The 19,360-nt window shown below is 66.7% G+C and carries 19 protein-coding genes and 1 pseudogene; 17 read left to right on the top strand and 3 right to left on the bottom strand.

Annotated elements, in window-relative coordinates; translation table 11 throughout:
* Positions 1 to 49: 49 nt before the first annotated feature.
* Positions 50 to 649, top strand: coding sequence for a TetR/AcrR family transcriptional regulator (locus K0O64_RS24550; protein WP_096312265.1), 600 nt, complete (start codon positions 50 to 52; stop codon positions 647 to 649).
* Here K0O64_RS24550 and K0O64_RS24545 read toward each other — a convergent pair.
* The gene (locus tag K0O64_RS24545) at positions 636 to 1,580 is read right to left on the bottom strand and encodes a cation diffusion facilitator family transporter (protein WP_096312264.1); all 945 of its coding nucleotides are present in this window, start codon (positions 1,578 to 1,580) and stop codon (positions 636 to 638) included. The genes K0O64_RS24550 and K0O64_RS24545 overlap by 14 nt on opposite strands.
* Before the next feature lie 32 nt (positions 1,581 to 1,612).
* Here K0O64_RS24545 and K0O64_RS24540 point away from each other — a divergent pair, with 32 nt between their 5' ends.
* Positions 1,613 to 2,005, top strand: a complete 393-nt coding sequence (locus K0O64_RS24540) for a nuclear transport factor 2 family protein (protein ID WP_096312263.1) — start codon at positions 1,613 to 1,615, stop codon at positions 2,003 to 2,005.
* Between the two features lie 53 nt (positions 2,006 to 2,058).
* Positions 2,059 to 2,466, top strand: coding sequence for a hypothetical protein (locus tag K0O64_RS24535; RefSeq protein ID WP_125477495.1), 408 nt, complete (start codon positions 2,059 to 2,061; stop codon positions 2,464 to 2,466).
* Here K0O64_RS24535 and K0O64_RS24530 read toward each other — a convergent pair.
* Positions 2,349 to 2,702 (bottom strand): UBP-type zinc finger domain-containing protein, encoded by a 354-nt coding sequence (locus K0O64_RS24530; RefSeq protein WP_096312262.1) that lies wholly within the window; start codon positions 2,700 to 2,702, stop codon positions 2,349 to 2,351. The genes K0O64_RS24535 and K0O64_RS24530 overlap by 118 nt on opposite strands.
* 67 nt (positions 2,703 to 2,769) lie before the next feature.
* Between K0O64_RS24530 and K0O64_RS24525 the strand changes: the two genes are divergently transcribed.
* From K0O64_RS24525 to K0O64_RS24505, 5 genes and pseudogenes are all read left to right on the top strand, one after another.
* The gene (locus K0O64_RS24525; RefSeq protein WP_096312261.1) at positions 2,770 to 3,210 is read left to right on the top strand and encodes an SRPBCC family protein; all 441 of its coding nucleotides are present in this window, start codon (positions 2,770 to 2,772) and stop codon (positions 3,208 to 3,210) included.
* A gap of 34 nt (positions 3,211 to 3,244) precedes the next feature.
* Positions 3,245 to 3,688 carry an SRPBCC family protein gene (locus K0O64_RS24520; protein WP_096312260.1) on the top strand — a complete coding sequence of 148 codons (444 nt, stop codon included), beginning with the start codon at positions 3,245 to 3,247 and terminating at the stop codon, positions 3,686 to 3,688.
* Between the two features lie 14 nt (positions 3,689 to 3,702).
* Positions 3,703 to 4,782, top strand: a complete 1,080-nt coding sequence (locus K0O64_RS24515) for a CaiB/BaiF CoA transferase family protein (RefSeq protein WP_096312259.1) — start codon at positions 3,703 to 3,705, stop codon at positions 4,780 to 4,782.
* Between the two features lie 59 nt (positions 4,783 to 4,841).
* Positions 4,842 to 5,294, top strand: a complete 453-nt coding sequence (locus K0O64_RS24510) for an SRPBCC family protein (protein ID WP_096312258.1) — start codon at positions 4,842 to 4,844, stop codon at positions 5,292 to 5,294.
* A gap of 39 nt (positions 5,295 to 5,333) precedes the next feature.
* Positions 5,334 to 6,247, top strand: a pseudogene (locus K0O64_RS24505) (LLM class F420-dependent oxidoreductase).
* Here K0O64_RS24505 and K0O64_RS24500 read toward each other — a convergent pair.
* A complete protein-coding gene (locus K0O64_RS24500; protein WP_096312257.1) occupies positions 6,221 to 7,405 on the bottom strand; it encodes a pyridoxal phosphate-dependent aminotransferase in 1,185 nt (394 codons plus the stop codon). The pseudogene K0O64_RS24505 and the gene K0O64_RS24500 overlap by 27 nt on opposite strands.
* Before the next feature lie 100 nt (positions 7,406 to 7,505).
* Between K0O64_RS24500 and K0O64_RS24495 the strand changes: the two genes are divergently transcribed.
* The 9 genes from K0O64_RS24495 (at position 7,506) to K0O64_RS24455 (ending at position 19,358) form a co-directional block, all read left to right on the top strand.
* On the top strand, positions 7,506 to 8,801 hold the full coding sequence (locus K0O64_RS24495) for a helix-turn-helix domain-containing protein (protein WP_096312256.1): 1,296 nt from the start codon (positions 7,506 to 7,508) through the stop codon (positions 8,799 to 8,801).
* 110 nt (positions 8,802 to 8,911) lie between these two features.
* Entirely contained in the window at positions 8,912 to 10,435 is a 1,524-nt protein-coding gene (gene adh / locus K0O64_RS24490) for an aldehyde dehydrogenase (protein ID WP_096312255.1), read from the top strand.
* A gap of 31 nt (positions 10,436 to 10,466) precedes the next feature.
* A complete protein-coding gene (gene adhP / locus K0O64_RS24485; RefSeq protein WP_096313008.1) occupies positions 10,467 to 11,528 on the top strand; it encodes an alcohol dehydrogenase AdhP in 1,062 nt (353 codons plus the stop codon).
* Positions 11,529 to 11,587: 59 nt separating this feature from the next.
* Positions 11,588 to 12,241 (top strand): C39 family peptidase, encoded by a 654-nt coding sequence (locus K0O64_RS24480; protein ID WP_096312254.1) that lies wholly within the window; start codon positions 11,588 to 11,590, stop codon positions 12,239 to 12,241.
* A gap of 115 nt (positions 12,242 to 12,356) precedes the next feature.
* Complete coding sequence (locus tag K0O64_RS24475) at positions 12,357 to 13,568, top strand: acetyl-CoA C-acetyltransferase (protein WP_096312253.1); 1,212 nt, start codon at positions 12,357 to 12,359, stop codon at positions 13,566 to 13,568.
* A gap of 29 nt (positions 13,569 to 13,597) precedes the next feature.
* Positions 13,598 to 15,733, top strand: coding sequence for a 3-hydroxyacyl-CoA dehydrogenase NAD-binding domain-containing protein (locus K0O64_RS24470; protein ID WP_071949238.1), 2,136 nt, complete (start codon positions 13,598 to 13,600; stop codon positions 15,731 to 15,733).
* Positions 15,734 to 15,811: 78 nt separating this feature from the next.
* A complete protein-coding gene (locus K0O64_RS24465) occupies positions 15,812 to 17,308 on the top strand; it encodes a class I adenylate-forming enzyme family protein (protein ID WP_071949240.1) in 1,497 nt (498 codons plus the stop codon).
* A gap of 546 nt (positions 17,309 to 17,854) precedes the next feature.
* Positions 17,855 to 18,844 (top strand): LLM class F420-dependent oxidoreductase, encoded by a 990-nt coding sequence (locus K0O64_RS24460; protein WP_071949242.1) that lies wholly within the window; start codon positions 17,855 to 17,857, stop codon positions 18,842 to 18,844.
* A 94-nt stretch (positions 18,845 to 18,938) separates the two neighbouring features.
* Positions 18,939 to 19,358: a Zn-ribbon domain-containing OB-fold protein gene (locus K0O64_RS24455; protein WP_071949244.1), complete on the top strand. Its 420-nt coding sequence runs from the start codon at positions 18,939 to 18,941 to the stop codon at positions 19,356 to 19,358.
* The last annotated feature ends 2 nt before the right edge of the window (positions 19,359 to 19,360 follow it).

The raw sequence follows: 19,360 nt of genomic DNA, 5'->3' as shown, positions 1-19,360 counted from the left end.
ATCACCGTTTTGTCAATTTTGACAATTCTCTTTGAGGTAGGTTACCCCCGTGGTTCGCCCTGCTCAGACCGCGCGCAGTGAGCGCACGCGCGATGCCCTGCGTCGCGCCGCTCTCGTGCGTTTTTTGGCCCAGGGCGTCGAGGACACCTCAGCCGAGCAGATCGCCGCCGACGCCGGCGTCTCACTACGCACCTTCTACCGGCACTTCACCTCGAAGCACGACTTGCTGTTCGCGGACTACGACGTCGGCCTGGAGTGGTTCCGCGCAGCCCTGCAGGCCCGCTCGCCCGGCGAGTCGATCCTCGAATCGGTGCAATCGGCCATCGACGCCTCGCCCTACGATCCCGAAGCTGTCGCTCAGATCGCCGCGCTGCGCGCCAGGGAACTCGACCCCGGTCGCATCGTGCGCCATACCCGGCAGGTGGAGGCGGAGTTCGCCGATGCGATCGTCGACCAGCTCTCCAAGAGCAACGCGCCGAACACACCCGACGAGCGCCTCCGGGTGATCGTGACCGCACGGTGCATCGCCGCGGCGGTCTTCGGTGCGATGGAGCTGTGGATGGTCGGCGAGGATCGGTCGCTGGCCGAGTTGGGACGGCTGTGCCGTACGGCGCTGGAGTCCCTGCGCCACGGCATCATCGACGAGTGACGGCGTCGTCCAGTTCGGCGGGCTCGGCGATCGTCAGCACGACGTCGACGATGTGCGGATCGGCTTCCAGCCTGCGTTCCAGATCGCGCAGCGTGTGCGCGATTCGCGACTCGATCTGATCGCCCTCGAGGTCGACACTGGCAACCACGAAAAGCTGTCGGGGACCGACGAATTCGAGCCTGACAAAGCGGACCGACGCGACCTCGTCAAGCTCTTCGATCGAGGCCACGACGGCATCGCGTAGCTGCGGAGTCCCGGGCTCCCCGGTCAGGAATCGCCGGTTGCGGTCGATCAGCAGCACCGCCACCAGACCGAGCAGCAACCCCACCAGAATCGACCCGGCGGCATCCCAGGCCGCGACGCCCGTCAGCTGGTGCAGCCCAATACCGGCACCGGCCAGCACGATCCCGATCAGCGCGGCACTGTCCTCGGCGAACACCGCACGAACCGTCGGATCGGAGGTCTGCATCGCGTACTCGAGCACCTCGCGATCCATCGCGTGCGCATCCGCGCGCAGCTGCCGGACCGCCTGCGCCCAGGAGATGCCCTCCATCACCAGCGCGATGCTAAGCACGATGTAGGCGATGAGGTAGTGCTCGTCGGCCGGCCGATCGACGAGCAGTTCGTCGACACCGCGCCAGACCGACACCGTGCCCCCGACGACGAACAGCCCGACCGCCGCCAGCAGCGACCAGACATAGGCTTCCCGGCCGTAACCCAGTGGGTGCCTGCGGTCGGCAACCCGGCTGCTGCGCCGGTTCGCGATCATCAGGAACGCCTGGTTACCGGTGTCCGCCCAGGAGTGCGCGGCCTCGGCCGCCATCGACGCCGACCCGGACAGCACGCCCGCCAGAGTTTTGGCGACCGCGACGACCAGGTTGGCGCCGAATGCGATCGCGACTGTCTTCGTGCTCTCTGTCGGTGCCGTCATTCCCGCAGGGGTACCCGTGGCATGCTGACCACATGCATGCCTTCCGTACCGCCGTCGAAGCCGGTGATTTCGATGCCCTGCCTGCTCTATGCGCCGAGGATGTCGTCTTCCGCAGCCCGATCGCGCACAAGCCATACCAGGGTCGCGATCAGATCGGCGTCATCCTGCGGGCGGTGTCGCGGGTGTTCGTCGACCTCACCTATATCAAGGAGATCGGCGGCGAGGGGCAGGCCGATTACGCGTTGGTCTTCACCGCGAAGGTCGGCGACCTCGACATCAACGGCTGCGACTTCCTGCACACCCGCGAAGACGGGCTGATCGACGAGTTCACCGTGATGCTGCGGCCGCTGAAGGCCGTCACCAAGTTCGCCGAGCTGATGGCCGTGGAATTTGAAAAGGAAATGGCCGCCGCCGGTTTGGCGTAATCGCTCGGCGTGGGTCCGCACATCGGCCGCTCGGGCGGCGCAGTATCTAAGGCATGGCCCGGATCGGTGACGACTCCCTGATCGTCCGCGGCGAACAGCGCGCCGACGGCACATGGCTTTTCACCATCCGCTACACCGTGCACTTCGAACCTGGCGAGCTCGGCACCCGCTTCGCCGACTCGGTGCAGGTGTCCGCGGACTCCCGCGCGACGTCGGTGCCGTTCCTCGCGTGCGGACGCTCGGTGCTGCGCAAGAAGCGTGTCGTCGTCGATGACAGGACGCTGACCGACGAGGCGTATGCGACGGTGTGCGTACGACGCCGCGGCGGCGCCGACGCGCTGACTCAGTCGGCGCGGTTACGCAGGATCTCCACCCAGTCGCCGGGCACCCGCCCGCGCGGACCGGGTGTGGTCTCCTCGGACGGCCGGCTCTCCGGTGGGGCCAGGTCCGGCCCGTCGTAGTACTGATTGGTCTGGTAGTCCCAGAACCAGTCCTCGCCCGGCTCGAACGACCGGATGATCGGATGCCCGCTGTCCCGCCAATGCGCGGCGGCGTGCCGCATCAGCGAATCATCGCAGCAGCCGATGTGGCCGCAGGCGGCGCAGCGCCGCAGGTGCACCCACCAACCGCCGGACGCGTCGCATTCAACGCATCCGGTGCCACTCGGCGGAATCGTCGGATCAACCGCTTCACCCATGGCTGTGAGCCTAAGCCTCCGTGCGGAACTCGCGTGCAAATGCCGCTCACCAACTAGGGTCCACGCCATGGCAACTAAAGATTCTCGCGAGGTCGTGATCGAGGCCAGCCCCGAGGAGATCCTCGCGGTGATCACCGACGTCGAGTCGACGCCGACGTGGTCCCCGCAGTACCAGAGTGCCGAGGTGCTGGAGGCCTACGACGACGGCAGACCGCACAAGGTCAAGATGGTGATCAAGGCGGCGGGTCTGACCGACGAGCAGACCGTCGAGTACACCTACGGCGACAACGAGGTGAGCTGGAGCCTGCTCAAGGCCAGCCAATTGCGTTCGCAGGAGGGCAAATACACGCTGACCCCCGACGGCGACAAGACCAAGTTGCGCTTCGACCTCTCGATCGACCTTGCCGTTCCGCTGCCTGGCTTCGTCGTCAAGCGCGTGATCAAGGGGGCGATGGACACCGCCACCGACGGCCTGCGCAAGCAGGTGCTGAAGGTCAAGAAGGGCTAGTTTCGAAACCGCGCTGGCGGGCAATGGTGCCGATATGGCCATCACCGAGACCCGCGAGGTCACCATCGAGGCAACACCCGACGAGATCCTGGCTGTGCTGTACGACCTCGAGTCACTGCCAACGTGGTCCTCGGCGCACCAGAAAGTCGAAGTACTGGAGCGAGACGACGACGGTCATCCGAGCAAGTCGCGCCAGACCGTCAAGGTCGTCGGCGTCAACGACGAGCAGGTACTCGATTACGCCGTTCACCCGGACGGGGTCAGCTGGAGCCTCGTCAGCTCCAAACAGCAACGGGCGCAAGAGGGTCGGTACACGCTGACCCCCGATGGCGAGTCGACCCGGGTGCGGTTCGAGCTCACCGTCGACCCGCTGGTCCCGCTGCCCGGCTTCGTGATCAAGCGCGGCGCCAAAGGTCTGATGGAGACCGCCACCGACGGATTGCGCAAGCAGGTTCTGAAGACCAAGAAGGGTGGCTGAGCTACCTTTCCCTGGTGACGAACACCGGACCCCTGGCCGGGGTGAGAGTCATCGAACTCGGCGGCATCGGGCCGGGCCCGCACGCCGGCATGATCCTGGCCGACCTCGGCGCCGATGTCGTCCGCGTGCGCAGGCCGGGCGGGTTGGCCATGCCCGCCGAGAACGTCGACCTCATGCACCGCGGCAAGCGGGTGGTCGACCTGGACGTCAAGACCCAGCCGGACGCGCTGCTCGACCTGGCGGCCAAAGCCGACGTCCTGCTGGACTGCTTTCGACCCGGCACCTGTGAGCGCCTGGGCATCGGGCCCGACGACTGCGCCGCGGTCAACCCGCGGCTGATCTTCGCCCGCATCACCGGCTGGGGCCAGGACGGGCCGCTGGCGTCGACCGCGGGCCACGACATCAACTACCTGTCCCAGACCGGGGCGCTGAGCGCGATCGGCTACCGCGACCGGCCGCCCGTCGCGCCGCTGAACCTCGTCGCCGACTTCGGCGGCGGGTCGATGCTGGTGCTGATGGGCATTGTCGCCGCGCTCTACGAGCGGGAGAAGTCCGGCCGCGGTCAGGTCATCGACGCCGCGATGGTCGACGGGGTCAGCATGCTGGCGCAGATGATGTGGACGATGAAGGCGACGGGTTCGCTCACCGACCAACGCGAGTCCTTCCTTCTCGACGGTGGTGCGCCGTTCTATCGGGTCTACGAGACGGCCGACGGCGGGTATATGGCCGTCGGCGCGATCGAACCGCAGTTCTTCGCCCAGTTGCTGGCCGGGCTCGGGCTGTCGGCCGACGATGTGCCCGGCCAGTACGACCGCGCGCGCTACCCCGAGATGCGCGAGCTGTTCACACGGACGTTCGCCGACAAGACCCGCGACGAGTGGACGGCCATCTTCGCCGGAACCGACGCGTGCGTCACGCCCGTACTCAGCTGGACTGAGGCCGCCGCAGGCGAACACCTTTTGGCGCGCCGAACCCTCATCGACGTCGACGGCACCCAGCAGGCGGCACCCGCACCGCGGTTCTCCCGCAGCGCTGCCGGACCCGTCGGCCCGCCACCGCAGGCCACGACATCGCTCGACGACATAGATTGGTAATGGTTCAACTCGGCGAAAGCCGACACAGCGGCCCGCTTCGGTAACTACGTTTGCTGATTGTGGCGGTACGGGCCTCGCGCGAGATTGTGATCGACGCCCCGCCGGAGGCCGTCCTCGATGCGATCGCCGATATCGAGGCGGTGCCGACGTGGTCGTCGGTCCACAAGCATGCCCATATCGTCGATCGCTATGACGACGGCCGCCCGCGGCTGGTCAAGGTGACCGTGAAATCGCTCGGACTGGTCGACCATGAACTTCTCGAATACCACTGGGGACGCGACTGGGTGGTGTGGGACGCCGACCGCACCGCACAGCAGCACGCCCAACACGGCGAGTACACCCTGAGTCGTGAGGGCACGGCGACCCGGGTTCGGTTCGACATCACCCTGGAACCCTCTACGCCGCTGCCGCACTTCCTGATCAAACGCGCGAAGAAGACGGTGTTGACCGCGGCGACCGAAGGTTTGCGTGGGTTCGTCCTGGCCGGCAAGGGTTCACTTCAACCCGAATAGATCGGAATGCTGGGCGGTTCGCCCGGCGTTGGCCCAGGCATGACGACCGGAGTGGTGCTGCTGCCTAGTGCCGAAGCCGACAACGCCGTGGACGATGTCATCGACCAGGCCCGAGCCGCGTACGCCGCGGGCGTCCGCCAGGTCTGGTTCGCCCAACGGTTCGACCTCGATGCCATCGCGCTGGCCGGTGTGGTCGGCGCCGCGGTGCCCGGCTTGGGCGTGGGAACCTCGGTGGTGCCGCTCAATCCGCGCCACCCGCTGATCGTTGCCGGACTGGCGCAAACGGCGCAGGCCGCCAGCCACGGCAACTTCAGCCTGGGCCTCGGGCTCGGTGCCCACGAACCCGAACGGGTGGCCTTCGGGCAGTCGTGGCCCAACACCATCGCCCGGCTGCGCGAACATCTCACGGTGCTGCGGTCCGTATTCGACAGCGGTGCAGTGCATTTCCACGGCTCAGAGCTGTCCGCCGCACCGGAATGGGGTGTCCGGGTGCCGGGTGGCACGCCAGTGCCGGTGTACGTCGCGGCGATGGGTCCCAAGGCGCTGGCCGTCACCGGTGAGCTGGCCGACGGGACGCTGCCGTATCTAGCCGGCCCGCGCACCATCGGTGAATTCATCGTCCCGGTGATCGGCAAGGCCGCCAGTGAAGCGGGTCGGCCGAGTCCCCGCATCGTCGCCGCAGTGCCGGTGTTGGTCACTGACGACGAGAGCGCAGGGCGTGCGGTCGCCGCCGAGGAACTCGCCTTCTACACCAGCATCCCGTCGTATCAGAAGGTGATCGCCCGCGAGGGAGTGGACAACGTCCCGAGCTCGCCGCCGTCGGTCCGGTCGAGGCAGTGGTGCGCCAACTGCGTGGCTATCTCGATGCCGGCGCAACCGATCTCGTGTTGAGCCCGTTGCGGTCGCAGTCGGCCCCGCCGCAGGCGCTATGCGAGGTCGCGGCCGCCTTCTAGGGCTGCGAGCCGGCGGATCGCCTCATCGAGGGTGTCGTCGCGTTTGCAGAAAGCGAAGCGCACCAAGTGATTCCACTCACCGATGTGCGGCGAGTCCAGATCGCAGAACGCCGACATCGGGATCGCCGCCACGCCGGCTTTTTCCGGCAGCTCGGCGCAGAACTGGGTGCTGTCGGAGTACCCCAGCGGTCGCGGATCGGCGCACAGAAAGTATGTGCCAGCGCTGTCGTGCACGTCGAAACCCAACTCGGTCAGTGCTGCGGAAAGCCGATTCCGCTTGGCCTGCAACGACTCCCGCAGGTCGTTCACCCAGTCTTGTTCGAAGTTGAGCGCATAGGCCACCGCGGGCTGGAACGGGGCGCCGCCGACATAGCTCAGGTACTGCTTGGCGGCACGCACGCCGGCGATCAGGTTCGGCCTGCCGCACACCCAGCCGATCTTCCAGCCGGTGCAGTTGAACATCTTGGCAGCACTCGAGATCGTCAGCGTGCGATCGGCCATCCCGGGGTAGGCCGCCAGCGGCAGGTGCTTCTTGGTGTCGAAGACCAGATGCTCGTACACCTCGTCGGTGATCACCAGAAGATCGGCGTCGACGGCCAGTTCGGCCAGGGCACGCAGATCGCGGTCCGCGAGCACCATGCCGGTGGGGTTGTGCGGCGAGTTCACGATCAGCGCCCGCGTTTTCGGTGTCACCGCGGCGCGCAGCGCGTCGACGTCGAGCGCAAAACCGCGACCGTCGCGCACCAGCGGAACCGGCACCCGCCGACAACCGGCCATCGCGATGACGGGGGAGTAGGAGTCGTAGAACGGTTCGATGAGCAGGACATCCGAGCCCGGCTCCACCAGCCCGAGGACGGCGGCGGCGATCGCCTCGGTGGCGCCGACAGTCACCAGCACCTCAGTCTCCGGGTCGTACTCGACGCCGTACTGGCGCTCGCGCTGGGCGGCGATCGCTTCGCGCAGTGGGGCGATGCCCAACCCCGGCGGGTATTGATTGATCCCCTCGGCGATCGCCTTCTGCGCGGCTTCCAACATTCCGGTCGGGCCGTCCTCGTCCGGGAAGCCTTGGCCGAGGTTCACCGCGCCGATGCGCGCGGCGAGCGCCGACATCTCCGCGAAGATCGTCACCGCGTAGGGCTGCAGACGCGAAACCGTCATAGCGCGCGAGCCTACTCAGTTAGCTGTTGATGGCGCGGCTACCGGGGGTATCGTGGCCGCACGCGTAGGTCAGGGTGCCGCGCGAGGAGTATGACCGCCGATGGGAACATCCAGAACACCGCGAACCGGGGCCGGTGGCCCGCGGCGGTCGTCGATGCTGCGCGCGGTCCACGAGCTTTTCGTAGCAGGGGAGGTCGACGCCCGCTACCTCGAGTCGAGTCCCTTGCGACCGATCGTGGCCAAGAGCTGGCAGCGCAGCCTGGCCAAGGGCGTCGACCCGGACGGTGCGGCGCAGCCCTCCCCGGTCGGTGAGAAATTGGCGCGATTGCGCGAGACGCATCCGCTGGCCCCGGCATTGCCGGTGATTCGGCGGTTGCTCGTCGACGACGCCGCAGGCACCGGGGTGCTGGTCGCCGTCAGTGGTGCGGACGGCACCCTGCTGTGGGTGGAGGGCGACGGGGGCGCCTGCCGGCGCGCGGAGGCGATGAACTTCGTCCCCGGTGCCGACTGGAGTGAGCGCGGCGCCGGCACCAATGCGCCGGGCACCGCCCTGGCCTTAGACGCCGAACTGCAGATCCACGGCTCCGAGCACTTCACCCGCGTGGTGCAGCCGTGGAGCTGCACGGCGGTACCGGTGCACGACCCGGTCACCGGTGCTCTGCTCGGCGCATTGGACCTGACCGGCGGATCGCGGGTTGCCACGCCGCAGGCTCTGGCGCTGGTCCGTGCCACCGTCGTCGCCGTCGAAACACATTTGGCACTGCTGCGTCTCACCGGCGGACCCGTCGAGGCCGCGCCGCCGCGACCCCGGCTCGCCGTGCTCGGCTCCGAACGCCCGCGCTGGCTGGTCACCGACGAGTTCGGACATCTGCGGGCCACCACGCTGACTGGCAGGCACGCCGACATCCTGGTGTTGTTGAGCCGCCACCCCGAGGGGCTCAGTGCCGATCACTTGGCGATGCTGCTCGACGAGAAGGACCTGGACGGCGTGACGGTGCGCGCCGAGATGTCGCGGCTGCGCAAGGTCGTCGGCGCCGAGACCGTCGAGTCTCGGCCGTATCGGCTGATGGTGCCGATCACCACCGACCTCGGCGAGGTGTACGAGGCGCTCGACGCCGGCGATGTCGCGGCGGCACTCGATCGTTACCCGGGTCCCGTTCTGCCGCAATCGGTTTCACCGGCCATCGGACGGCTACGCACCGAGCTGATGATGACCCTGCGTGCCGCGGTGCTGTCCACCGGCGATCCGGCATTGCTCCGACGCTGGCTGGACAGCCCAGACGGGCGCGACGATCGGGACGGGTGGCGTGCCCTGCACGACGGCACCCTGCCCGGCTCGGTGCAGCAGGCGCATGCCCGAGCCAGGCTGGCCGGACTCGACTTCGACCTGGCCTGATCCGCAGCTGCAACGTTGCACCATCACGTGCAACCGTGCTGCAACCCTGCACTGCCTACCTTGAGTGACGACCGACACATTTCGTCGTCTTGACCAGGCAGGAGAACACCATGACCGTATACGCGAGGCCCGGTACGGAGGGCTCGTTGATGTCCTTTGCGGCCCGCTACGAGAACTTCATCGGTGGTGAGTGGGTAGCGCCGGTGGGTGGTCTGTATTTCGAGAACCGCACGCCGGTGACGGGTGAGGTGTTCTGCGAGGTGGCGCGTTCCACTGAGGCCGATATCGAGCTGGCCCTGGACGCCGCCCACGCCGCGGCACCCGCCTGGGGCAAGACCTCCGCAGCCGAACGGGCGCTGGTCCTCAACAAGATCGCCGACCGCATCGAGGCGAATCTGGAGTCCATCGCGCTGGCCGAATCGTGGGACAACGGCAAGCCAATTCGGGAAACGCTCAACGCCGATATTCCGTTGGCGGTGGACCACTTCCGCTATTACGCGGGAGCGATCCGCGCCCAGGAAGGCTCGTTGTCCCAGATCGATGAAGACACCGTCGCCTACCACTTCCACGAGCCTCTCGGCGTGGTCGGACAGATCATCCCGTGGAACTTCCCGATCCTGATGGCCGTGTGGAAACTGGCGCCCGCGCTGGCCGCCGGTAACGCGATCGTCCTCAAACCGGCCGAGCAGACCCCGGCCTCGGTGCTCTACCTCGTCTCGCTCATCAGCGATCTTCTCCCCGCCGGAGTCCTCAACGTAGTCAACGGATTTGGCGTGGAGGCCGGCAAGCCGCTGGCGTCGTCGAATCGGATCGCGAAGATCGCATTCACCGGCGAGACCACCACCGGGCGGCTGATCATGCAGTACGCCTCCCAGAACCTGATCCCGGTCACTCTGGAACTCGGTGGCAAGAGCCCCAACATCTTCTTCTCCGATGTGATGGCCGCCAATGACGACTATCAGGACAAGGCGTTGGAGGGGTTCACCATGTTCGCCCTCAACCAGGGCGAAGTGTGCACCTGCCCGTCCCGCAGCCTGATCCAGGCCGACATTTACGACGAGTTCCTGGCGATGGCCGCCATCCGCACCAAAGCAGTCCGGCAGGGCGACCCGCTCGACACCGAAACCATGATCGGCGCGCAAGCCTCCAACGACCAGCTCGAAAAGATCTTGTCCTACATCGACATCGGCAAAAGCGAAGGCGCCCAGATCGTCACCGGTGGTGAACGCGCGCAACTCGGCGGCGACCTCAACGGCGGCTACTACGTGCAGCCCACGATCTTCACCGGTGACAACGCGATGCGGGTCTTCCAGGAAGAGATCTTCGGACCCGTCGTTGCGGTCACGTCGTTCACCGATTACGACGACGCCATCCGCATCGCCAACGACACCCTCTACGGTCTCGGCGCGGGAGTGTGGAGTCGCGACGGCAACACCGCCTACCGCGCCGGCCGCGACATCAAGGCCGGCCGCGTCTGGACCAACTGCTACCACCAATACCCCGCCCACGCGGCGTTCGGCGGCTACAAGCAGTCCGGCATCGGACGGGAAAACCATCTGATGATGCTCGACCACTATCAGCAGACCAAGAACCTCCTCGTCTCCTACTCCAACAAAGCCCAAGGCTTCTTCTGAGCAGAGCAACTCTCACGAAAAGGACATGACCATGACACAGACACTTGGCGCACCCGCCACATCGACCGACACCGACACCATGCGCGCCGCCGTGGTCACCGAATTCGGTGCACCGCTGCAGATCTCCGATCTCGACCTGCCCACCCCCGGCCACGGCGAAGCCCTGGTCAAGCTGGAGACCTCCGGGGTCTGCCACACGGATCTTCATGCAGCCCATGGGGATTGGCCGGTCAAACCGCAACCGCCGTTCATCCCGGGCCACGAGGGGTACGGCACCGTCGTGGCCCTCGGCGAGGGCGTCACCGACCTCAAGCTCGGCGATAAGGTCGGCAACGCCTGGCTGTGGTCAGCCTGCGGCAGCTGCGAATACTGCCGCACCGGCTGGGAGACGTTGTGCGAGAGCCAGCAGAACGGCGGCTACAGCGTCAACGGGAGCTTCGGCACCTACATGCTGGTCAATGCCGCCTACGCCGCCCGGATTCCGGACGGCGTCGACCCGCTCGAAGTCGCGCCGATCCTGTGCGCCGGCGTCACGGTGTACAAGGGCCTGAAAGTCACCGACACCCGCCCCGGGCAGTGGGTGGCGATCTCCGGCATCGGCGGCCTGGGGCACATCGCCGTGCAGTACGCCCGCGCGATGGGTCTGCGTGTGGTGGCGGTCGACGTGGACGACGCCAAACTCGCACTGGCGGCGAGCCTCGGTGCCGAGGTCACCGTCAACGCCAAGACCTCCGACGTCGTCGAGGAGGTGCAGAAGGCCACCGGCGGTGTGCACGGGGTGCTCGTCACCGCGGTGCATCCGCAGGCATTCGGCCAGGCGATCGGCCTGACCCGCCGTGGCGGAACCATCGTGTTCAACGGCCTGCCACCCGGCGACTTCCCTGCCCCGATCTTCGATATTGTGTTGAAGGGCTTGACGATTCGCGGTTCGATCGTCGGTACCCGGCAGGACATGACCGAGGCACTGGACTTCTACGCCCGTGGCCTGATCCATCCCACCGTGCAGGCCGCCTCGCTCGAGGACATCAACGACGTGTTCAGCCGGATGGAACGCGGCCAGATCGACGGCCGCATCGTCATCGACTACCGCTGAACGCGCGGCCGGCCGCGATCACGCCCATTATCTGCGGATAGGTCAATTACCATCGAAAGATGGTCGGACACCTGCGTGCGGGAGTGGGCGCGATCCTGGCGGCGGTGACGCTCATGCTCGGCTACGGCGTCGCACTGGCCGATCCCTCAGCCGGAACGCAGGGCGGCGTCTACGGCGACCCGGCGGCGGCCGCCCCGTTCTGGGCGGCGCAGTCCCTGGAGGACAACTGCGGCGCGATGTCGGTGGCCGACGTCGTCGGTCAACTCACCGGCAACCGGCCGACCGAGGCACAAATCCTCAAGGTGGCCGAGCGCACGCCGTCGGAGATGAATCCCGGCGACATGATCTACAAGCCGAACAACAACGGCATCTCGATCGGGGACCTGCCGGTGCTACTGAAGCACTACGGCATCACCTCGGTGAACAGCGACACCTCCGGTCCCGACGCGACCGGCCTGAACGCCCTCGAGCAGTACCTCGCTGCCGGCCGTAAGGTCATCGCCTTCGTCAACTACGCGATCGTCGAGGGCACCAGCGACCAGCGGACCGCGGCCGACCACTTTGTCGTGGTCACCGGCGTCGACCCTGGCAAGAACGTCGTGCACCTCAACGACCCCGCCGCCGACGAGGCAAACACCACGCTGTCGATCCCGAGCTTCATGAAGGCCTGGGACACCTCGAACGACTCGATGATCGTCACCGCCCCGGCCTGATCTGAGCGACTGCCCAACCATCCGGTTGGGCGGGCTTGGTAGGCTTCGCGGGCAGAGGACGACACTTGAGTAGATCGTCACGCCCAATTCCGAACAGGACCTGGAGAAAACACACATGTCCGAAGAAGCCTTCATCTACGAGGCCATCCGCACCCCGCGCGGCAAGCAGCGCGGCGGCGCGCTGAACGAGGTCAAGCCGCTGAACCTGGTGGTCGGCCTGATCGACGAGCTGCGTAGCCGCTTCCCCGACCTCGATGAGAGGCTGATCAGCGACGTCATCCTGGGCTGTGTCTCCCCGGTCGGTGACCAGGGTGCCGACATCGCCCGCACCGCCGTGATCGCGGCCGGAATGCCCGAGACCGTCGGCGGCGTGCAGCTCAACCGGTTCTGCGCCTCCGGCCTGGAAGCGGTCAACACCGCCGCGCAGAAGGTCCGCTCCGGCTGGGATGACCTGGTTCTCGCCGGCGGCGTCGAGTCCATGAGCCGCGTCCCGATGGGTTCTGACGGTGGTGCGATGTTCACCGACCCGGCCACCATGTTCGACAATTACATCGTCCCGCAGGGCATCAGCGCCGACCTGATCGCGACCATGGAGGGCTTCTCCCGCGAGGACGTCGACCGCTACGCCGAGCGGTCCCAGGAGCGCGCGGCCGCAGCCTGGTCCGGCGGCTACTTCGCCAAGTCCGTGGTCCCCGTGAAAGACCAGAACGGTCTGGTGATCCTGGATCACGACGAGCACATGCGTCCCGGCACCACCGTGGAAAGCCTCGGCAAGCTCAAGCCCGCCTTCGAGGGCCTGGCCGCGATGGCCGGCTTCGACGATGTGGCGCTGCAGAAGTACCACTGGCTCGAGAAGATCAACCACGTCCACACCGGTGGCAACAGCTCCGGCATCGTCGACGGCGCCGCCCTGGTGCTGGTCGGCAGTGAGGCCGCCGGCAAGTCCCAGGGGCTGACCCCGCGGGCGCGCATCGTGGCCACCGCCACCAGTGGCGCCGAGCCGACGATCATGCTGACCGGCCCGACGCCGGCCACCCGCAAGGTGCTCGACCGTGCCGGCCTGACCGTCGACGACATCGATCTGTTCGAGCTCAACGAGGCCTTCGCGTCGGTGGTGCTGAAGTTCCAGAAGGACCTGAACATCCCCGACGAGATCCTCAACGTCAACGGCGGTGCGATCGCGATGGGTCACCCGCTGGGTGCCACCGGCGCGATGATCACCGGAACCATGGTCGACGAGCTGGAGCGCCGCGGCGCCAAGCGTGCCCTGATCACGCTGTGCATCGGCGGCGGCATGGGTGTGGCCACCATCATCGAGCGCGTCTGAGCCGGGAAAACTAGGAGTAACGGAAAGTCATGGCAGAGAACACTATTGCGTGGGACAAGGATGCCGACGGCATCGTCACGCTGACGTTGGACGACCCGACCGGTGGCGCCAATGTGATGAACGAGCACTACAAGGAATCCATGCACAAGGCGGTCGAACGTCTTGTGGCCGAGAAGGATTCGATCACCGGTGTGGTGATCACCAGCGGCAAGAAGACCTTCTTCGCCGGCGGTGACCTCAAGAGCATGATCACCGCGGGCCCGGAGAACGCCGGCGAGATCTTCGCCGAGGTCGAGGACATCAAGCGCGACCTGCGCGCCCTGGAGACCCTGGGCAAGCCGGTCGTCGCGGCCATCAACGGTGCCGCACTCGGCGGTGGCCTGGAGATCGCGCTGGCCTGTCATCACCGAATTGTGGCTGACGTCAAGGGTGTTCAGATCGGGCTGCCCGAGGTCACCCTCGGCCTGCTGCCCGGTGGTGGCGGCGTCACCCGCGTGACGCGGATGCTCGGCATCCAGAACGGCTTCGTCAACGTGCTGTCCCAGGGCACCCGGTTCAAGCCGGCCGCCGCCAAGGACAACGGTCTGGTCGACGAACTCGTCGGCAGCGTCGAGGAATTGGTGCCCGCCGCCAAGGCGTGGATCAAGGCCAACCCGGAGTCGCACACCCAGCCGTGGGATGCCAAGGGCTACAAGATGCCCGGTGGCACCCCGGCCAGCCCGTCGCTGGCGGCTATCCTGCCGTCGTTCCCGTCTCTGCTGCGCAAGCAGCTCAAGGGCGCACCGATGCCGGCACCGCGGGCCATCCTGGCCGCCGCCGTCGAGGGCGCGCAGGTGGACTTCGATACCGCCAGCCGCATCGAGAGCCGCTACTTCACCGAGCTGGTCACCGGGCCGATCGCCAAGAACATGATTCAGGCGTTCTTCTTCGACCTGCAGGCCATCAACTCCGGTGGTTCGCGGCCCGAGGGCATCGGCAAGACCCCGATCACCAAGATCGGTGTGCTCGGTGCCGGCATGATGGGCGCGGGCATCGCGTACGTCTCCGCCAAGGCCGGTTTCGACGTTGTGCTGAAGGATGTTTCGCTCGAAGCCGCCCAGAAGGGCAAGGGCTACTCCGAGAAACTCGAAGCCAAGGCTCTCGAGCGTGGCAAGACCACGCAGGAGAAGTCCGACGCGCTGCTGGCCCGGATCACCCCTACCGGTGACCCTGCCGATTTCAAGGGTGTCGACTTCGTCATCGAGGCCGTCTTCGAGAACCAGGAGCTCAAGCACAAGGTGTTCCAGGAGATCGAGGACATCGTCGAGCCCAATGCGATCCTCGGTTCCAACACCTCGACCATGCCGATCACCGGGCTGGCCGCCGGGGTGAAGCGCCAGGAAGACTTCATCGGGATCCACTTCTTCTCGCCAGTCGACAAGATGCCGCTGGTAGAGATCATCAAGGGCGAGAAGACTTCTGACGAGGCGCTGGCCCGGGTGTTCGACTACACGCTGGCCATCGGCAAGACCCCGATCGTCGTCAACGACAGCCGCGGCTTCTACACCAGCCGGGTCATCGGCACCTTCGTCAACGAGGCGCTGGCGATGCTCGGTGAGGGTGTCGAGCCGGCATCGATCGAGCATGCGGGCAGCCAGGCCGGCTACCCGGCCCCGCCGCTGCAGCTCTCCGACGAGCTCAACCTGGAGCTCATGCACAAGATCGCGCTCGCCACCCGCAAGGGCGTCGAGGATGCCGGTGGCACCTACGAGCCGCACCCGGCCGAGGCCGTCGTCGAGAAGATGATCGAAATCGGCCGTCCCTCACGGCTTTCCGGTGCCGGCTTCTACGAGTACGTCGACGGCAAGCGGACCCAGTTGTGGCCGGGGCTGCGCGAGACCTTCAACTCGGGCACCTCGACCCCGCCGCTGCAGGACATGATCGACCGGATGCTGTTCGCCGAGGCGCTGGAAACCCAGAAGTGCTTCGACGAGGGCGTGATCACCACGACCGCCGACGCCAACATCGGCTCGATCATGGGCATCGGCTTCCCGCCGTGGACCGGTGGCGCCGCCCAGCTGATCGTCGGCTACCCGCACGGCGGGAAGGCCGGGTTCGTGGCGCGTGCCAAGGAACTGGCGGAGAAGTACGGCGAGCGGTTCAACCCGCCGGCGTCGCTGCTCTAACCACGCGAAGAGCCGCGAAACCCCCCGAAACCTCGATGTTTCGGGGGGTTTTGCGTCTGCTCGGCTAGCGTTGCGCGGGTGAGCGAGAGCGCCGCGACGATCAGTAGCAGGTTGGCCACCAGCCTGGCCGGCTACGGCGACGCGCCGTGCATCGAGTTCAACGGCCGCTGGTACACCGGCGACGAGATCGCCGCCTACGCCGGTGCGATCGACCACGCGCTGCGGGCGGCCGGTGTCGCCGACGGTGCGGCCGTCGGGGTGGTGGCCCGCAACCGGCCACCGCACGCGGCGGCGGTGGTGGGGCTGCTCGGCGCCGGGCGTTGGGTGTCGATGATCTATTCGTTCCAGTCGGCCGAGGCGATCGGGCGGGACATCGAACAGCTGGAGCTGGCCGCGGTGGTCGCCGACCGAGAGGACTGGTCCGAGCCGGTGATCGCCGCCGCGCGCCGGACCGGCACCGCGGGTATCGCAGTTGCGCTGACACCGCCCACCGTGGAACTCGTTGCCGGCATCGAGCGGGTGTCCGATCGGCTGCATGCGGCCGGCCGGGATGGCTCGACCGGATTGCAGGTGCTCACCAGCGGCACCACCGGGCCGCCGAAGCGGCACCCGATTCCCGCCTCGGTGCTGGAGCACACGGTGTCCAGCGTGGCCATCACCGGTGCCTCCGCCGATGAGCCACCTGAGCTGATGTACTGGCCGTTGGGCGGAATCGGCGGGGTGTGCCAGCTGATCACCGGGGCCTACCTGGGCAAACGGATCGCTCTGCTGGAGAAATTCAGCGTCGCGGAGTGGGTGCGGGTGGTGAAGACCTACGGCATCCGCCGCTGCGGCTTGCAGCCGGCGGCCGTCCGCATGCTGCTCGACGCCGACCTGCCGCGCGAGGACCTCGCCTCGCTGGAATACGTGATCAGCGCAGCGGGCCCGTTGGATCCCGAAATCCGCGACGCCTTTGAGCAGCGGTACGGCGTTCCGGTGCTCTTGGCTTATGGTGCAACCGAATTCGCGGGATCGGTGTGCACCTGGACCCCCGATCTGTATCGGGAGTTCGGCACCGCCAAGCGCGCCAGCTCGGGTCGGGTGATGCCCAATACCGAGGTCCGCATCACCGACCCGGCCGGCAGCGGCGAGGTGCCGACAGGTGAACAGGGAATCCTGGAAGCCAAGATCGCAGCCATCAGCCCGGAGTGGATCCGCACCAACGACCTGGCGTCCATCGATGCCGACGGGTTCATCACGCTGCACGGCCGGGCCGACGGCGCGATCAATCGCGGCGGATTCAAGGTGCTGCCGGAGATCGTCCGGCGGGTCCTCGTCGGCCATCCGTCGGTCCGCGACGCCGCGGTCGTCGGTGTACCCGATGCGCGGCTCGGCGAGGTGCCGTTCGCCGCGGTCGAGGTCATGCCGGGAACGCCCACACCCGACCCGGCCGAACTCGTGGACCTGGTCCGCAACGCCCTGCCCAAGCACTATGTGCCGGTCGAGGTGGTCGTTGTCGCGGAACTTCCACGGAACCAATCGCTCAAAGTTTCGCTTCGTGACATAGCCGCGATGTACCGCGGCGGTGCGGGTTAGGCGCCGGCCCGGGCCGGGTCATTGCCAGCACGTCGTGCGCGGCGCGATGGCCGGCTCGGCGAAGAATCCGGGGGTCTGGCCGATCGCCACGAAATCGCAAACCTTGTGGGCCGACTAGCGGGCCGGGGTGAGCAGGAACAACTGTCGCTCGCGACAATCCGAGCAAACTCACGTGCGTTTCACGATTGGCCATTTCGTGACGTCAGTTGCTGAACGAATTGCCTCACCGAATGGATAGCACCTGATTTGCCGCGACGACTGTTTCGATGAAGTGGGTCTGAACTCGCCATATGTCAGAACTGTATAGCGGGACGCCCGTTCTGGATTCATTTGCCTGCGCGCGCAAGAATTTTTGCTGAAATACTGCGTCTCAGCTTGCTCTCAGCTAGCTTTTGCGGTGTGATGGGCATTACGCCAGGGGAATGAGGAGGCAAGGGGGAGCATTGGCCCCTCCCGTATGGGAGGGGCCGATTGCCGTCTAGGGGCCGTCCAAAGCACTGATCGTCGCCGCTAGTCGGCTGGCTCGCTCGACCGTAGAGTCGGGCCATGCGCTTCGGACTGTTCATCCCGCAGGGCTGGCGACTCGATCTGGCCGGCATTCCCACTGACAAGCACTGGCAGGTAATGCGTGATCTGGCCGATCACGCCGACGCGGGTCCGTGGGACTCGCTCTGGGTCTACGACCATTTCCATACCGTGCCGATCCCGACCGACGAAGCCACGCACGAGGCGTGGACCCTGATGGCGGCCTATGCCGCGACCACCACACGGATCAAGCTCGGCCAGATGTGCACCGCGATGAGCTACCGCAACCCGGTCTACCTCGCCAAGGTCGCCGCCACCACCGACATCATCTCCGGTGGCCGGGTGCAGATGGGCATCGGCGGCGGCTGGTACGAGCACGAGTGGCGCGCCTACGGCTACGGCTTCCCCTCCGCCGGGGTGCGGCTGGCCCGCCTCGACGAGGGCGTGCAGATCATGCGCGACGCCTGGCAGATGGGAAAGGTGACCTTCGACGGCAAGCAGTATCAGGTGGATGGAGCGATCGTCGCACCTAAGCCGTTGCAGGAGAACGGGATTCCGCTATGGATCGCCGGCGGTGGCGAGAAGGTCACGCTCAAGATCGCGGCGAAGTACGCGCAGTACACCAACTTCACCTCCGAGCCCGACGGGTTCAAGCACAAGTCGCAGGTGCTCGCCGAACACTGTCGCGAGGTGGGTACCGACTTCGACGCGATCGTCCGCTCGGCCAATGTCAACGCGATCCTCGGCACTTCGGCCGACGACGTCAGCGCGCGGGTGAAGCGGGTGCGCGACCGGCTGGCCGGCGTCTGCGGCGACGCGGCCGCCGACGCGATGATGACGACGGTCAGTGCGCCCGGCTCGGCCGCAGGCACGCCCGAGCAGGTCATCGAGAGCCTGACGGAGCTGCGCGAGCTGGGCTGCGGGTACGTGATCTGCTACTTCCCGGAGGCCGCCTACGACCGGTCGGGTATCGAGCTGTTCGAGCGCGAGGTGATTCCCGCGCTCACGTGAGAAGCGCGTGCACTCAGATGAGAATGCGGTTTCCAACCAGAGCCAACAGTGTTGTACGATCCGGCTACTGACCTGGACTACGAAGGATGCCGCTATGCAAAAGGCCCTGGCGCCCGAAATCTCCACTTGGCCGGAAGACAATCCGCAGCTGATCGGTAGCAAATGTGCCAACTGTTCGGCCGTGGTCTTTCCCAGCCAGGAGCGCTGCCCGCACTGCAGCGCGGGCGGCATGAATGAGGTCAAGCTGCCCCGACGCGGCACCCTGGTCGCGTGGACCACGCAGGGCTTCCCGCCCGGCGCCCCCTATATCGGCCCGACCGGTAAGGACTTCGTCCCGTTCGGTGTCGGCCTGGTCCAGCTCGAGGACGTCGTGCGCGTCGAGGGCCGGCTCACCGAGAACGACCCCGAGAAGCTCAAGTGGGGCATGGACGTCGAGCTGACGATGATCCCGTTCGCCACCGACGCCGACGGCAATGAGGTCGTCACGTTCGCGTTCCAGCCGGCGGAGGCCTGAGC

This window comes from Mycolicibacterium pallens, from assembly GCF_019456675.1.
Taxonomy (GTDB): Bacteria; Actinomycetota; Actinomycetes; order Mycobacteriales; family Mycobacteriaceae; genus Mycobacterium; species Mycobacterium crocinum.
This window is presented reverse-complemented; position numbering and strand designations above follow the sequence as displayed.